The sequence below is a fragment of the Sporosarcina ureae genome (genome assembly GCF_002109325.1).
Classification (GTDB): domain Bacteria; phylum Bacillota; class Bacilli; order Bacillales_A; family Planococcaceae; genus Sporosarcina; species Sporosarcina ureae_C.
On the sequence record NZ_CP015348.1, the window covers coordinates 1,252,791 to 1,268,101 of the forward strand.

The window sequence follows — 15,311 nt, forward strand, 5'->3', positions numbered from 1 at the left end:
TAGTCATGATACCATTTTTCAGACAGTTATTGATATCGCAAGCTGTTGCATAAAACCTCGACTTTTGTTCATCCTAGTCGATAGGAGGTGGACGAATATGTCGAATAAAAATAGTAAGAAAACGATGAATGAACGGACGCACAATCCGCTGAGTACGTATGAAAACAAAAACAAAGAAGCTAGCAATAGTAATAATCAACATCCAGAAGGCCACTCACCAGAAGAGTTTTCTGCAGAGTTTGGATCTAGGCCAAGAAATAAGAAGAAAAAATAAAACAACTGCTGTATTCTGAAAACAGAATACAGCAGTTGTTTTATTTTACCCTATTTCATTTAGCCTACTATGACGTCTTCCATACCAGTCTCCCACTTTATTGTATAAAGAGGCAAGTACTTGCTGGAATAGCATACCGAAAACGACTGGCATTGCCACTTTAGCTGGGAAGAACGTCGTGGCGATAACTACACCTGTTGCGATATTACGCATTCCGCCAACAAACATGAATGTCGTGACAATGACAGGATCCCTCCAAAGTAAATGTGCCAGCAATAACGCTGAGGCATAGCCGGTTAGCGCAATGAAAAGTACCATAGCAATAATACCAACAAGTTCTAGCGTAATCTTCTGTACATAAGGTGCTACCGCACTACCATTAATCGCAACAATCGCAAACAGACTCAATTTAGAAAACGGTGCTAAGCGAGGTCCCCATTTTTTTTGGACGTTGCCTTTCGATAATTCATTTAACGCAATACCTACTATCGTAGGTAATACAATCATCCATAGTAAATTTAAAATCAATGACATATTATCGATTGTGATACGTTCTCCAACGACAATGTGAATAATCGTTGGTAAGACGATGGGTGCTAATAGCGTATCAATTAAAATAATGGACAAACATAATGGTAAATTCCCTTTTGAAATGGTTACCCAGATTACACTTGTAACACCTGTAGGTATAGCAACTGCCAATACGAAGCCGACTGTAAGTAAATGATCATCAAAAAAGATGGTAGATAAAAAGTAAGCCCAAGCAGGCATGATCATATGCAAAAATGCGATGCTCATTAACACAACTCCTGGATGCTTGCCTACCATACGCACTTCTTTCACATTCATACCTAGACTACCCACGAATGTCATGAATGCAAACAACCACGTGACGATAAATAACAGCTGTTCTCCTACTTGATGAAACAGTACACCCACTACTAAGCTGAGTGGTGTTAAAATGGCGATCCATCGTTGTAAAAATGTATTCAAATCACTTAACATACAATTCCCTTCTTTAAAGCCCGACATCAGTGTTGATATAGTCGTATTCTAGCATAGTCGTTTGCCTGAGAGTAAATACTCTTCCCTAATGAACAAAATACATGCATAAAAAACCCGTAGCGCTGAATCGCTACGGGATGTTGTTTTGAATTTATTTTGTGTATGAAAGAACTGCGTAATTACTGAAGTTCTTCATTGCGTCAGTTGCTTCTGCTTTCTCAGCGTATTCAAAAATCCGTACGTTTTCTTGACCAAATAATGTAATTACCCACATGTTTTCCAGTCTCCTTTTAATCTGTATGGTTATTCTTGCCATAAAATCTGAAGTTTAGTACGTGTATGAAAGAACTGCGTATTTGCTGAAGTTTTTCATGGCATCAGTTGCTTCTGCCTTCTCAGCATATTCAAAAATCCGTACGTTTTCTTGACCAAATAATGTAATTACCCACATGTTTGTCAGTCTCCTTTTAATTCGTATTGGTATTCTATTGTTAAAAATTGATACTTAGTATGTGTATGTTAGTACTGCGTATTTGCTAAAGTTTTTCATTGCACTTTTCGCTTCTGCTTTTTCAGCGTATTCAAAGATCCTTACGTTTGCTTCATCAAACAATGTGATAACCCACATATTGTGTAGTCTCCCTTTTTGTTTGGCTGCTTTTTTCCGAAGAGGAATTGGCTAACCAATTTCTTTTGTTACTCTTATCATACTCTGTTCTACAACAAAAGAAAGCGGTATGTGAAGCATTTCACAATTCATTCAAAATCAAAACGCTTACATATGTCATACTTGTGACTGCAAACGTTTTCTTATTACTATTATTCATTTTATGCATATTTTTTATAATTAATTTTATTTTTTCATCAACATGAAATTACATCCTTCGACAGTGGATACGAACTGACACCCTTAATCAGATATGCTTTAATTCAATTTATATGTAAAAAACCGCAGCGAGTTACGCTACGGTCAAAGTAATAACTACTTATTTTGTGTAAGAAAGAACAGCATATTTACTGAAATTCTTCATTGCATTCATGGCTTCTATCTTCTCAGTATATTCAAATATTCGTACGTTCGCTTGATCAAATAATGTAATTACCCACATGTTTGTCAGTCTCCCTTTAATTTCGCTTTTTATCATTCATTAATATTAACTATGCGTATGTTCAGTGATTTTTATTTTGTATAGGATAAAACAGCGTACTCATTGAGCTTCTCCATGGCAGTCGTAGCTTCTGCTTTCTCTGCGTATTCAAAGATCCGTACTTTTTCTGTTTCGAACAATGTGATAACCCACATATTGTTCAGTCTCCTTTTTGGTTGTATTTAGATTCACAAGGCGAGAATCTATGACCAACTTTTCTTATTAACCTTAGTATACTATCTTTAGTATGCGTTTTGGTCACATTGTGAAGGTTTTCACAAATCATACAAAGTTGAACCGCTTACATATGACTACTTTGTGAATATTAGTCATTACAGGTTTAGCTGCTCACTACTATTTCTATTGAACACAAATAGAATTTTAAGACATATACTATGATGAAAACGTAAAGAAAGGATGAGTTCAATCAATCAACCTATGCCAAATTTCATATTTACATGTTGGTATCAGCCACTATATGTATTTCCTTGTTTCCATACGTTCCCTTTACGGCAATTGAATCAAGCTGATATCCCACCTGTACTAACACACCGTAATCCAACAGATTTTGGTCCTATGCCCTTCACGATTAATATAGAAGAGGCCACAAAAAGAAACCAAACATTCCGCACTGTATTATGGACGGGTGACCATTTGCAACTCACACTCATGAGTATTGCGCCTGGAGAGGATATTGGTTTGGAAATCCATCCCCACGTCGATCAATTTATTCGACTCGAGGAGGGGCATGGAATTGTTCAGATGGGGCGTAGAAAGGATCAAGTAGATTTGGAGAGGCACGTTCAGGATGATGATAGTATTATTATTCCAGCTGGAACTTGGCATAATTTAACGAACACAGGTACTGTACCCATCAAATTATATACTATTTATGCACCGCCAAATCATCCGCACGGTACGGTACATGAAACGAAAGCTATTGCGGAGGAAATGGAGTCCACACATACAACTCACAGTACAGATATGAAATAATCAAAAGTAACTTTACTACGGTAGAAAAAGTGAAAAAGACAAGACACCTATTTACATGGCGTCTTGTCTCTTTCATTACTATTCATAGTATAAAATTTCTTATAACAATAATAACGCTAAGCTAACTACGATAGAAATTGAGAGGGCAATTTTACTTAATAACACAAGCTCTTCAGTTCTGAACTTTATTACAACTGCCAATATAGCTACAATGCCCATTGCGGTAGCTAGTGCTCTCTGCATGGCAAAATCTGTAGGAAAAGCTGTAAATGCTAGGTAGGATAAAAGCAGGCCAAATAACATATTAATTATAATGATACTGTTATTGGATTTACTTTTATATAATACGGTTTGAATTCCTATTGCGATGACTACTAAAATTATATATATGATCCCCAATACGCCTAATGCCATTTGAGTATCCTCCCTTCTACTATAAGATTTACTAATTCAGTAATTGTAACATGAAGTCGATTATTACGATATTTCTACATTCGTTGTTTCTTTAATTCTTCAAATTCAGCAACAGATCTGCAAAACATAAGGATTCAGGTATCATTTATACGCAATAGTAAGATTCCCTTGTACGCAAAAATCCCCTCGGACTATTCGCCAGAGGGAAGTTGAAATATACATCCGTTAGATATATTCCATGCTAACAGAAGGCCGATATCTTCTCATTACATCAATAGTGTTTTATCGAACTAAACAATTTAAATTGGCTGGTGACTGGCCTTTTCAACCTTAAACAATTCATTCAAATAATGATTTATAAATATCCTCTCAGGATCGAGCTTCTCTCTAACCGCAAGGAAATCTGATAGCTTAGGATAAAGTGTTAACAAATCTTCCTTTGTTCGAGTATGCATTTTCGCCCAATGGGGTCTGCCGTCAAATTCTTGCATAATTGATTCCATATCATGAAAGTATTCTTCGTAGGGCATTCCTTTGTACATATGGAAAGCGATATAGGCAGAGTCTCTCTGATAGGAGGGGCTTATCCATATATCATCTGCCTTCACTGTCCTACATTCGATAGGAAAATGAACTTCGTGCTTTTTTGTTACGATACACTCTCGAACTTTCTCCATGGCAGGCTTTAAATTTTCTAGTGGTATGCAGTATTCCATCTCCCTAAATCGAACTAATCTTGGCGTTGCAAATAATTGATAACTATTAGCTCTTTTAGTCGAGGTGCCCACTCCTTTTGCAGACATTCTGCTGAAAAACCGACTACTCTTTGGATATATTCTACATGTTTCTGAGAAGATAAAGAACAAATAGTTTTCTAGTAATAGATTTTTAAAATGATGAAGTGCCATTCTCTGAGGTTTTTGTTCAATGATATTCATTGTCTTCACTTGAACAAGATCTGAATATGGAAACAAATAAAATTCAAAATGGCGGTTCGACTTTATGAGTTGTTCAAGTTGCTGTGCCAGTTGACTAAATTCAATTTTCCGACTCTTGTATTCGTAGATTGGACAGGGAATAATTTTTATGGTGACTTTTACGATAATGCCAAGGAGCCCCAGTGATACAAGACACGCCTTAAAATATGTAGGGTTGCTTTCTTCTGAGATTGTTAGAATTTCACCCGCCCCAGTTACTAATACAACCTCTACTACTTGGGTTGAAATATTTCCAAATGCTACCCCTGTGCCATGAGTGCCTGTAGAAATAGCCCCTGCTATGCTTTGTACATTCACATCCCCTAAATTCTCCTGCGCATACCCTAGCTTACCTAATTCTTCACCTATTTGAAACAAACGGGTCCCACCAAGTACTGTGGCGTAACATTCCTCTTCATTTATGGACTCGATCCCGCTTAACTGATCAAGAGAAACTAGCCACTCACTGGTCTGAACTAAACTTGTAAATGAATGTCCAGCACCTACTACTCTTATTCTCTTATTTTGTTTTGAGGCTTCTTTTACGAGCTTGCAAATATCTTCAATTGAGGTGGGGTAAAATATATTCTCAGGAGTACTTTCACTTGTATGTGCCCAATTCTTCCATGTCTTTCTCTCATCCTTTTTCATCATATAAAACATACTCCCTCTCCCCGATATGTTTTATGCCGCCCAACTATTTGTTGGTCAGATATACATACAATCTCTTGAAAGCGTTCACAAACTTCTCCCGCTTTTGCAGCGCGAAAAATAACGGCATCTCCAATTTCCAGAGTTGCATTTTCATAATGTACCGGTGTTTGAACCTCGCCCGCTCCTTCTAAATCAAGCAACTTCCCGCCTACCGGATATACTGGCTGCGGTTCCTTATCCTTACCGGGTGGACCCGATGATACATATCCTCCACCGTGACAGGTGTATATATTGGGCGCAGGTTTCCGAACAATAGGTAAAGCGTAAAACAATGCCGGCTTGTATAAAAAGCCATTATAATAATCAAATAGCTTTGGTGAATAAAAACCAGACCCTACTGCAACCTCTGTAACAACATCTTCTTTAGTCGTTGAATCGAGACTTCCAGTACCGCCTCCATTAACTAATGGCAGTGAAAATCCCTCTTGTCTTAGTGCATGAACTACTTTGTTTCTTCGCTCTTCTACTTCCTTAATTGATTTCTTTTTCAAAAATTCTATAACACTATTTTTCAACCGTTGAGAAGGGACTTTATCTCCTACCCCTGCAATTTGAGCTTCATAGCCCATTATTCCAATGAGCTCTAGGTTCTGAAATTGTTTAATTTTTCTAGCAAGCTCTAATACTGCTGTAGAATCTTTCAGTGGCGATCTTCTTACACCAAAATGAAGATTAAAAAAGGTTGTGCTCATGTCAACATCAATACAAAGATAAAAACTCCCCTTTGTTTCCTTAGCAATATGATTGAGATGGTCAACATGCTCAGCTGCATCTACCATACAAATAATATTTTTCCCTTTAGAGTTTAGAATTGAAATATCAGATAAGGCTTTTTTGTCCCAGCAAGGATATGCTATTAAAATATCGTCCAATCCTTTTTCAACAAGAAAAACGGCTTCCTCTGGGCTGTAGCACATTACCCCTTGGAACACAGAACTGGAATTTAAAATTTTCTTAATAACCTCTACAGAACGAATAGATTTTGTAGCGATCCTTATCTTTTTTCCATTACCATAACTTGCAATTTGTCTACAGTTCTCCTCAAAAGCAGGCAGATCCAACAGCAAAGCTGGAAGTGAAATTTCTTCTGGAATTTTGTTTGAATGCATATACTTCACCTCTCTTTCATTACTCATCATTCTATTCTTTTAGTATAATATTAATACCATACCACGTAAATAACTTTCTATTGTGATTTATTTGACAAGTAGATCGATTTTCCTTTAGTACAATTAAAAAGACTTCGCAAGCACCGCCCTAAGTCGTCCTTTAACGAAGAAAAAAATGAATGATGAGCAATATAGTTAATAGTGTTTTCATCAGATTTTTTAACGTCTACTTTTTATTAAAAGATGAAATTATAAAGGCAATAAATTTTATTGACATAGGTTCCATTCTGTTAAAAAAGTAACTATATTTGTGTTAAATAAACTCGGTTCCAGTACGTCAAAAATCCCTCGAACATTCGTCCGAGGGAACATACAATATACTTCCTGTTTAAGTAAAATCTCCAAATATCATTACTACCAACTTATTTCAGCTCTATCAACGCCACGCACTCGACATGTGAGGAGTGCTGACGGTAGACAAATAATGAGATGTGCGTGTATTCACCTAACTTTAATAATCGCATCAATCATCAAAATGAGTATTCCTATTAAATAATTTTTCGTTATTTTTTACATCTTTTCAAAAGTCGATATAGAATCTAACACCTTAAATATAGCAACTCCAAAATCATTATTCATTACTTTCAATAATATACTCTTCTCCATCTATTTCTCCAAAAACTTCAAGTCGTTCACTTATTAATGAATCCATATAGTCATTAATGTTAACACTTATAGATTCAATTTCTTTGAGAAGAGGAATGCCTAACTCTATATTGCTTTTATAAAAATTCATATAACTATTTTTCTGTCTGTCTTTTCCAGCATACGTTGGTATTAAGTAATTACTAACGCTGTCTTCCAAATCATTTATTAAGTCACTATATAATATTAAATGATAGTTTTGAAACCAGTAACGTTCATCCATTTTTGATTTCAATTTTAATATATGTTCTGCATTAAATAGATTATCTTTTAAATAGTATGACACCAGTAACTGATTATTGCTTTCAACAACCATATTAACTGTTTCTGCCAATAAATAATCAAATCCCAATAATTTAATCGCATAATAATAATATAATTGCTCCTCATTAAATGGCTCAGACAATGCCTCATTGTATCTTACTTCTAAAAACTTTTTAAATTCTACTCCCAAAAATTGATCCACATCTTTAAAATGATTTATAGAATACAACATAGTTTCGGGTGAAAATCTAAATATATAACATAACTGGTGAAAATTAAATGTTTCAACTTTATACTTATTAAGATCGAGTTGTTGGAAATAAGTTGATTTAAAAAATGTATTCAAAAACGTCTTTTGGAGCTTCGGATCTTTAAGATTTGACATCCGATATATTAATTGATTAGTAAAATAAATTTTATTATTTTCTCTATCTTCTTGGTATCTACTTTTACAATCTGAAATTATCTTCTTCCAATACTTCTCAGATAAATGATAGTCATTATACCTTAAATAAGTCCATACCTCTATTTTTCCTTCGTTTCTCTCAAAATTATATTTTTCCAATACAAGATCAAATATTTTTATTATGTTTCCTTTATCATTTTTATTACAGAAAAAGTAAAAGTCATCTGAGAAATAAGAAAAATAACAATCAATTTGATCTACCCTTAATCTTTCTTGAATTTCTTCACTTATTCTTTTCAAATACTTTTCGGCAAAATATAACGATATATAATTACCCATTATTAAACCATTTGTATTCCCCATATTTAAATTAGTCAAAAAGCTTTCATCTACACTATTTTCAAATATTAAATCATGTGTGTAAATTCTATCATAGTAACTTTTAATATCCAATTTAAGTAAATTGTCATATGTACTCAACATTTGAAAGTCTCTTTCTAATTGTTCATCATATACACCAGTTACAAAATCGCCAGTATCTAAATTCGGCACTAATCTTTTTCGAGGATCAATATTGTGTATGTCTAAAAAGTTACTTGAATCCTTGAATGTATGATATGCACAAAAGAAATTTAAGATATTTGGCATCTTTAATGTTCTATATTTATTATCTTCCTTTCTCACTCGGAAATTTATCGGCTCAGTCCAAGATAAATCTTTTATTTTTATATCTTCAATATTAGTTGGAAAAGTAACATTATTTATGTTCAAGAAATGTCTAATAGGGTTTTTAAAGTTGTAGAAATTATTTATTTTCATTTAATCATTTACCTCCCTAAGATCTGTTTCTTATCTTTTAAATACAGGTACCTATGTGAAATGCCTTCATGAAGGCTTAAACAAGCATGATTGTTTCTTACACAGGTACCCATCACTACTTCAACTCTATCAAAGGAACCGCCACCACGCGTGAGAGGTGATGACGGTAGACAAATAATGAGATCTGCATGTATTCATCTAGATTTCTTATGCATGAAATTCTTTAAAAAACTGATTACCTATAATTCAGAATCAATCAGCCCAACTTTCACAACGTTTTGATAAAGTCATTGAACCTAAAAGTTCCTGTACGCTGGTAACTTTCGTATCAGGAGCAAATTCACCATTTAGCCTCATTACCTATTGAAAGTTAATTTTCATAGTCCTAAGCTTCGATATGTAATAACTGCTTGATTGCGAACGCTCGAGTTCTCATCATTTAACGCCTTTTCAACAATTTGAAAAGCGTCCTTTTGATCTACCCATTGGCTATTAGAAAGTTCCTTTAGTAATCTTCTTCTTACATCTAAACTATCGCTCTCAATTAAGGAAAGTAATTCTGCTGAAATTGGTTTTAGTATGGAATGACCTATACTGAATATAGCCTCTAGTAATATGGATGGCTCGCTTCCAGTCTTAATCTCTTGAACCAATTTCTTAATTTCTTTTAAATTGGCGGAGAGAAAATATGCTAACACTTCAAAGCCAGCTTTTTGTACGTCTGAGCGGGAATGATTGGAAAAATACTTCCTATTTTCAAAGGAAAGAGATTCATTTTTTTTCAATAATACAATTAGCTCCGGTAAAGGACTATTAGGAACCACACGGCATTCTGGACAGTTGGATCCAACAACCCTTCCCCCATGACTACCGCACAAAACGCCATTTTCATCCCAAAATGTTGCAATTTTGAATATCTCTTCTCCGTCATAATCCCCACCCATTTTCAACATTGATTCAGCTGCACTCTTAACTATAATTGGGTCCCAGTCGTTAATACCATTCAGTAAAGCTTCGCATATCAATTCATTGTTTTTTGCATGATGATAATTAGGTAAAGAGCTATATAAATATCGAAGCCCTTTCGTCCACTCTCCCTTCAGGCGTTCAAGAATTGCATTAAGGGCATTCTCCTTTAATATAAATTCAGCAGTGACAGAATAGTAGAATAAGCTCTTTCCTTTCGCTTTCATAAATGCCTCATTAAACTCATCCATTATTTCTGCATTTCTAAAGCAATTTACCAATAAAAGGGAACCACTGTTAGCAATAGTTCGAGAAGGATAACTTAATGATTGAAATAATAATTCCAGATTCAAAATGGATTCTGCTTTTCCCCAATTAGGCTCATGTTCTAAAATATCTGGAAGACTTGAAAGTAATGATCTACTATTTTTTGTATCACTCAATACCCACTGGGCCTCAATATAGATATCCTCTTTTACTATTTCATGTACAAGCATCATGCCTTTTATAACTTCATCAACAACAGAGAGCTGTATTCCATCTACCAGTGGGTTTAAATCGTAAATAGGAGCTTCTCCTATCTTCATATTATTATAAAGTTTACTAATTTCAATTAAAGGCTTTTCCTCACTAAGAGCCCATTCCTGTTTATTTGAATTTTGTCGTAGAACTGATTCAAGAAATGCCTTCTGTCCCTTTAGCATTTTTAATGAAACTTTTCGATAATCAAATTTATCGAGATTGCTTTCAAATCTACGCTCCAATATCTCTATTAAGTCGGTTCTCCCTTTATCTTGGAGCATTTCTATAAACTCAATATGAAAGCTCGCACTAAGGCCTGCTGCTCCTAATGCCTCTACTACTCCTACTAACTCTTTTTCATCCAAGGCCCCACTTTTCAATAGTTGTTCCATGCTCAGTTCCATAACTTTATTCCAAACCACCCAACCAGTTGCAGCTTTAAAACCTTGAAGGTCAATTGATCCCTTCGGCTTTATATCTATTAATGATAAGACTGTATCTAAATTAATTGTAAACCTGCTTGTCATAAATGCTAGTTTAAATGCTACAAGTTTCGTCCAGTTCTGGTCATGTTGTAAAAGAGATTCCACAAGGGAAAACATCCAATCGGACTCCTGTTGGGCAATACCTTCTAACGCTTCCCCAGCTTCATAACATAACACGGAAATAGGTGAACTAATAGAATCAATTGCTTTTTTAGCTACCTTTTTATTTAAGTCCGGAAGAGATTCGGCTTCTGCTAAAATTGCAGCTGCGAATGCTATATCACTATACAAGTCATACTTTCCGGTCGTAGTTCTCAAGATAGTATCAACGAAGTGACAAACACTCCCTGCCCCACCAGCTAAAAGAAGTGTCTCACGCCATATTGGAATATGCAATTTTTCTAAAAGTAGGTCCTTCTGTATCTCTTCTGGCAAACTAGAAATATATTTCCCAGCTGCATACTCACCAAAGGTTAAGTGGATAAAAGTATATCCATTTTCATACCCAAACTTAAGATGCTCTAATACGCCAATGTCTACCCAAAACTCTAAACATTCAGTAGCTATTTCTCTAGCTTTTAAAGTCCTAACGCCAAGCTCATTCTCAATAAAAAAGGATAGCTTCTGCAACATTTCTTGCTTAGATCTCCCCTTCTTGCCATCAAGCACATTTTGAAGTATCCAGCCAATCCATTCAATAGAACGAATTGCTATCTGATCACTAAGTTGTTTCCCTTTACCCCTATCTGACTGTATAATCCATTCCTCAAGGATTTTACTATATAATTCAGCTCGGTACTTTCCAAAGGTTTTTCCCGAAACTAATAACTGAATTAAAAAGTTTAATAATAACGGGCTTCTAGCCGCTAAATTAGCCATTTTGTTGTTTTCTAATTGGTGTTTGAAACTAGAATGCAATTCTTCTACTTTCTTCTTATCATCATTTAATGTTTGTATTAGTTTAAAAGAATACGCATTTATTTCCTCTTCATCCAATGGTAAAATCTCAACATGGTGAAATGATTTAAATTGGACTGACTCATATCCAACAGGACGAGTTGTAACAACCACTCGTGTATCTTTTCTAGCAATTGACCATTCATATAATGATTGACTTACTCTTCTTCGGTTTGGTTCACATTCATCCAAACCATCCGCGACAAGAATATTAATATCGCCTAACTCCGACTTTAGTAACCCTTTATCCCCAGCATAACCATCTAAGGCAACAGACCATAAAGCTTCCTCAAATGATTTCCCCAGTTCCATCTCCTTGGCTACATAGGGTAGACGGACATACAAAACCTTTTCGCCTTTAATCGTCAATCTATACACTGTTCGCATATCAAGTGTACTTTTCCCCGCCCCTGGTCCGCCAATAAGAATAACTCTTTGACCTAACTCGGTGATCTCTTGAGCGTTCTTTTTTCGATTGCGATGGGAAAGTCTTTCCCACTCATGATATTTAGAAATCTCTTTCTCCAAGGAATCGTTGACGACATCAGTTGGTTCATCTATTACACTCAAACTCGCCCAAGCATGCTCAATGGAGAGCGGAACATTAACACCTGGAACAATAAACTTGGCTGTACGAAGCTTTAACCATTGAAGATACTCGCTTTCTTCTGTTTGTGTATCATTCACGGTATTAGTACTTGTTACTAGATCTTTTCCCCTATAGAAGTTTGAAATTTTTTTATAAACAGTACTTTCTCTATCCACTTTACATATACTAATGTGTCCTTCTGCTACTGCAAAGGAATTCTTAATATAAGGTGGACAGGCAGAAGGAACTGCAACTGACTTATCAAACTGGCCATACAAATTTAACTCTTTAAGATGCTTTAGTTCATAATCTCTATAGCGTACCCATTTCTCAGATACCTTTGCAAGATCCTTATCAAACACCTTTAATGATCGGACCTGGAGAGATACTAACCTTTCTCCAATTATAGGAGGCATAAGCGTATATGAAGCAGAAGCAGCAGAAGCAATAGTTGAACCTAGAAATGGGACTGCTAAGTACACAATTCCACAAACCGCTTCCAGAAAACCCTTGTTCCTATGTTCAACTTGCTCCGTTAACATACTTTGAACTACAATTCCACCCATACTATGTGTAATAAAATACAACAACTTATAATCACAAAGATTCGCGTTTACCTCAGTGTATAAAAGATTGGATATCTCCTTAAAATGATGTCTCTTTAAAATAAAACCAGTATTATATCCAAAGCTAAAAATATCAAAATGATCATACGTCTCATCTTCCACAAACAAATGGGGGAGTGAATTACAACCTTTTTTTGTCCATGTCCTATAAGGGTCACCTTGCAAACCATGAACAAAAATAATTGCAGCTGCTTTTCCTAACTTCCGAACTTCTAATAACCCTTCACGTTTAGGGGTGCTATCACTAATATTCTTCTTAGAAAAAATCAAGATTTCACCGCCTTCGCTACAAATTCAAAATCAACATCTTTTTTCGACCAATTTACTGAGACCAATATTCCCAACTCCCTGATTCCATCAATATTAAGTTTGATTCTTACACGAAATAAAATCTAGTTAAAAATTGAATCCCTAAATTCATTATTTACAGTTTTTCCTGAAGCGTCTCCTTTGTGATGACTATAATCTAGACTATCAATATATTATTTCTACAATTAACGCTTCTATTTTATGCATTTCTTTATATATAATAATTAGCAACTCATTTAAGTCTACACTGGTTTCTTCTTTTACCATACTTTCGAAATAATTACTATCTATTTTCCCTAAACTTTCTATCGAGATTTTATAATGAAATAAATTAGGCGTTTAAAAGAAGTGCTTTTGAGATGTTTGCTGAAGAGAAAATTAGTCGTGAAGACTACGACGAATACATCGAGACATATAATGATAAAGAAAAGTTACTCGAACTAGAAATCGCATCACTAAATGATGATTCCCAACAGCACTCAGACATCCAGATTCTTGAACAACTCAACTCCGAACTTTTGGGAACATTGAACTTTGACAAACTAAGCCCTGAATTACTTCATCGTTTCGTAGAGAAAATAGAAATAAAAGCAGACGGAAGTCCAAGAATCCATTACAGATTCTCGGACACCTCTGCTTTTTATTTACTAAATTCTAGCCACGCACAGCACTCGACATGACTACTATGCGGGAACATATCAACCGGTTGGACTTCCTTCGTGCGATAGCCACCATCTTCTAGAATGCGTAAATCCCGCGCCAATGTTCCTGGATTACAAGATACATACACAATCTTCTTCGGTTTATAAGCTAAGATAGTTTCTAATAATTTTTCATCGCATCCTTTACGTGGCGGATCGACGACTAATACATCAAACTCTTTACCTTGCGCGTACCATTTGGGGATGATTTCTTCTGCTGGCCCCGCTTCAAAATGAGCGTTAGTAATATGGTTTAGTTCTGCGTTACGCTTTGCATCTTCTATCGCCTGTGGCACTATTTCGACTCCGTATACTTCCTTTGCTTGTTTAGCCAAGAACAATGTAATCGTTCCGATCCCACAATACGCATCTACTACTGTTTCATTTCCAGTCAAGTTCGCATAATCAAGTGCCTGTTGATACAACACTTCTGTTTGTACAGGATTTATTTGGTAGAAAGAACGTGCTGAAATCTCAAATTCAGTTTCTCCAATCCGATCAATAATGACATCCGTACCATATAGCTGGATCATTTCATTGCCCATAATGACGTTCGTATTCGCTGTATTGACATTTTGCATAATAGATGTCACATTCGGTAAATGTTGCTGAATTAATTCGACTACCGCGTCTTTTTGCGGGAATTTTTTATGTCGAGTTACAAGTACAACCATTACTTGACCCGTCTGGCGTGCTTTTCTAACGATTAGATGACGTAGCATGCCTTTGTGTATATGTTCATCATATGTCTCGATACCAAGTTGCTGTAGTTTATATTTCAGCAAAGTCATCAATTCATCGGCTTCTTCCGTCTGTATCAAGCATACATCCGTATCCACGATATGATGAGTACGCGCTTTATAAAAGCCTGTGATTACTCGATCATTCTCTGTGTCAAATGGTATTTGTGATTTATTACGGTAGCGCCATGGATCATCCATACCTTTCACTTCATGTACTGGTACGTCTGGCAGCTTAGCAATGCGGTCCATTACATCACGTACTGTTTTGCGTTTTTGTATCAACTGGCTCTCGTAGGATAAATGCTGTAACTGGCATCCTCCGCATGTCGGGAATACATGACAAGGTGGTGTCACACGGGAAGTGGATGGTTCCACAATATTGATTAATTTGGCGAATCCATATTTCTTCAATGTCTTCAATACATGTACATCGACTGTTTCCCCGGGTAATGTTCCTTGAATGAATAAAGGATAGCCCTCTACTTTCGCTACGCCCGCTCCATCATGTGTTAGATCTTCTATAGTCACTCGAATTTTTTCATTTTTATTTACTGCAAAGCTCATGATTTTTCCTCCATCTTTCAG

15 protein-coding genes are annotated in these 15,311 nt (G+C 35.6%); 3 read left to right on the forward strand and 12 right to left on the reverse strand.

What is annotated here, in order from left to right; genetic code table 11:
* Positions 1-97: 97 nt before the first annotated feature.
* Entirely contained in the window at positions 98-274 is a 177-nt protein-coding gene (locus SporoP32a_RS17015) for a hypothetical protein (RefSeq protein ID WP_198166234.1), read from the forward strand.
* A gap of 45 nt (positions 275-319) precedes the next feature.
* Here the strand turns inward: SporoP32a_RS17015 and SporoP32a_RS06345 are convergent, their stop codons facing one another.
* The 6 genes from SporoP32a_RS06345 to SporoP32a_RS17330 form a co-directional block, all read right to left on the reverse strand.
* Complete coding sequence (locus tag SporoP32a_RS06345) at positions 320-1,279, reverse strand: bile acid:sodium symporter family protein (protein WP_085427132.1); 960 nt, start codon at positions 1,277-1,279, stop codon at positions 320-322.
* A gap of 151 nt (positions 1,280-1,430) precedes the next feature.
* Positions 1,431-1,553, reverse strand: coding sequence for a hypothetical protein (locus tag SporoP32a_RS17310; RefSeq protein ID WP_257788347.1), 123 nt, complete (start codon positions 1,551-1,553; stop codon positions 1,431-1,433).
* Between the two features lie 54 nt (positions 1,554-1,607).
* Positions 1,608-1,730, reverse strand: a complete 123-nt coding sequence (locus SporoP32a_RS17315) for a hypothetical protein (RefSeq protein ID WP_255396877.1) — start codon at positions 1,728-1,730, stop codon at positions 1,608-1,610.
* A gap of 54 nt (positions 1,731-1,784) precedes the next feature.
* Positions 1,785-1,907 (reverse strand): hypothetical protein, encoded by a 123-nt coding sequence (locus SporoP32a_RS17320; protein ID WP_255396876.1) that lies wholly within the window; start codon positions 1,905-1,907, stop codon positions 1,785-1,787.
* 358 nt (positions 1,908-2,265) lie between these two features.
* Positions 2,266-2,388, reverse strand: a complete 123-nt coding sequence (locus SporoP32a_RS17325; RefSeq protein ID WP_255396875.1) for a hypothetical protein — start codon at positions 2,386-2,388, stop codon at positions 2,266-2,268.
* Positions 2,389-2,459: 71 nt separating this feature from the next.
* Positions 2,460-2,582 carry a hypothetical protein gene (locus SporoP32a_RS17330; RefSeq protein WP_255406951.1) on the reverse strand — a complete coding sequence of 41 codons (123 nt, stop codon included), beginning with the start codon at positions 2,580-2,582 and terminating at the stop codon, positions 2,460-2,462.
* Between the two features lie 283 nt (positions 2,583-2,865).
* Here SporoP32a_RS17330 and SporoP32a_RS06350 point away from each other — a divergent pair, with 283 nt between their 5' ends.
* Positions 2,866-3,420 carry a cupin domain-containing protein gene (locus SporoP32a_RS06350; RefSeq protein ID WP_198166235.1) on the forward strand — a complete coding sequence of 185 codons (555 nt, stop codon included), beginning with the start codon at positions 2,866-2,868 and terminating at the stop codon, positions 3,418-3,420.
* A 99-nt stretch (positions 3,421-3,519) separates the two neighbouring features.
* On the opposite strand, the gene SporoP32a_RS06355 is transcribed toward SporoP32a_RS06350, so the two are convergent.
* The 5 genes from SporoP32a_RS06355 to SporoP32a_RS06375 form a co-directional block, all read right to left on the reverse strand.
* The gene (locus tag SporoP32a_RS06355) at positions 3,520-3,834 is read right to left on the reverse strand and encodes a hypothetical protein (RefSeq protein ID WP_085427134.1); all 315 of its coding nucleotides are present in this window, start codon (positions 3,832-3,834) and stop codon (positions 3,520-3,522) included.
* A gap of 299 nt (positions 3,835-4,133) precedes the next feature.
* Positions 4,134-5,462: a D-arabinono-1,4-lactone oxidase gene (locus SporoP32a_RS06360; RefSeq protein ID WP_085429005.1), complete on the reverse strand. Its 1,329-nt coding sequence runs from the start codon at positions 5,460-5,462 to the stop codon at positions 4,134-4,136.
* On the reverse strand, positions 5,462-6,661 hold the full coding sequence (locus tag SporoP32a_RS06365) for an amino acid deaminase/aldolase (protein ID WP_420542313.1): 1,200 nt from the start codon (positions 6,659-6,661) through the stop codon (positions 5,462-5,464). Before SporoP32a_RS06365 ends, SporoP32a_RS06360 begins: the two co-directional genes overlap by 1 nt.
* Before the next feature lie 604 nt (positions 6,662-7,265).
* On the reverse strand, positions 7,266-8,828 hold the full coding sequence (locus SporoP32a_RS06370) for an RNA-dependent RNA polymerase family protein (RefSeq protein WP_085427136.1): 1,563 nt from the start codon (positions 8,826-8,828) through the stop codon (positions 7,266-7,268).
* Between the two features lie 377 nt (positions 8,829-9,205).
* Positions 9,206-13,243, reverse strand: coding sequence for an alpha/beta hydrolase (locus SporoP32a_RS06375; protein WP_085427137.1), 4,038 nt, complete (start codon positions 13,241-13,243; stop codon positions 9,206-9,208).
* Between the two features lie 398 nt (positions 13,244-13,641).
* Here SporoP32a_RS06375 and SporoP32a_RS06380 point away from each other — a divergent pair, with 398 nt between their 5' ends.
* Entirely contained in the window at positions 13,642-13,962 is a 321-nt protein-coding gene (locus tag SporoP32a_RS06380; protein WP_085427138.1) for a hypothetical protein, read from the forward strand.
* Here the strand turns inward: SporoP32a_RS06380 and rlmD are convergent.
* Entirely contained in the window at positions 13,923-15,290 is a 1,368-nt protein-coding gene (gene rlmD / locus SporoP32a_RS06385) for a 23S rRNA (uracil(1939)-C(5))-methyltransferase RlmD (RefSeq protein WP_085427139.1), read from the reverse strand. The genes SporoP32a_RS06380 and rlmD overlap by 40 nt on opposite strands.
* Positions 15,291-15,311 lie beyond the last annotated feature (21 nt).

What these genes read in the sequence shown, in the direction of transcription:
- SporoP32a_RS17015 (WP_198166234.1), top strand. Translation starts at nt 98, where the DNA reads ATGTCGAATAAAAATAGTAAGAAAACGATGAATGAACGGACGCACAAT.
- SporoP32a_RS06345 (WP_085427132.1), bottom strand. Translation starts at nt 1,279, where the DNA reads ATGTTAAGTGATTTGAATACATTTTTACAACGATGGATCGCCATTTTA.
- SporoP32a_RS17310 (WP_257788347.1), bottom strand. Translation starts at nt 1,553, where the DNA reads ATGTGGGTAATTACATTATTTGGTCAAGAAAACGTACGGATTTTTGAA.
- SporoP32a_RS17315 (WP_255396877.1), bottom strand. Translation starts at nt 1,730, where the DNA reads ATGTGGGTAATTACATTATTTGGTCAAGAAAACGTACGGATTTTTGAA.
- SporoP32a_RS17320 (WP_255396876.1), bottom strand. Translation starts at nt 1,907, where the DNA reads ATGTGGGTTATCACATTGTTTGATGAAGCAAACGTAAGGATCTTTGAA.
- SporoP32a_RS17325 (WP_255396875.1), bottom strand. Translation starts at nt 2,388, where the DNA reads ATGTGGGTAATTACATTATTTGATCAAGCGAACGTACGAATATTTGAA.
- SporoP32a_RS17330 (WP_255406951.1), bottom strand. Translation starts at nt 2,582, where the DNA reads ATGTGGGTTATCACATTGTTCGAAACAGAAAAAGTACGGATCTTTGAA.
- SporoP32a_RS06350 (WP_198166235.1), top strand. Translation starts at nt 2,866, where the DNA reads ATGCCAAATTTCATATTTACATGTTGGTATCAGCCACTATATGTATTT.
- SporoP32a_RS06355 (WP_085427134.1), bottom strand. Translation starts at nt 3,834, where the DNA reads ATGGCATTAGGCGTATTGGGGATCATATATATAATTTTAGTAGTCATC.
- SporoP32a_RS06360 (WP_085429005.1), bottom strand. Translation starts at nt 5,462, where the DNA reads ATGAAAAAGGATGAGAGAAAGACATGGAAGAATTGGGCACATACAAGT.
- SporoP32a_RS06365 (WP_420542313.1), bottom strand. Translation starts at nt 6,661, where the DNA reads ATGAGTAATGAAAGAGAGGTGAAGTATATGCATTCAAACAAAATTCCA.
- SporoP32a_RS06370 (WP_085427136.1), bottom strand. Translation starts at nt 8,828, where the DNA reads ATGAAAATAAATAATTTCTACAACTTTAAAAACCCTATTAGACATTTC.
- SporoP32a_RS06380 (WP_085427138.1), top strand. Translation starts at nt 13,642, where the DNA reads ATGTTTGCTGAAGAGAAAATTAGTCGTGAAGACTACGACGAATACATC.
- rlmD (WP_085427139.1), bottom strand. Translation starts at nt 15,290, where the DNA reads ATGAGCTTTGCAGTAAATAAAAATGAAAAAATTCGAGTGACTATAGAA.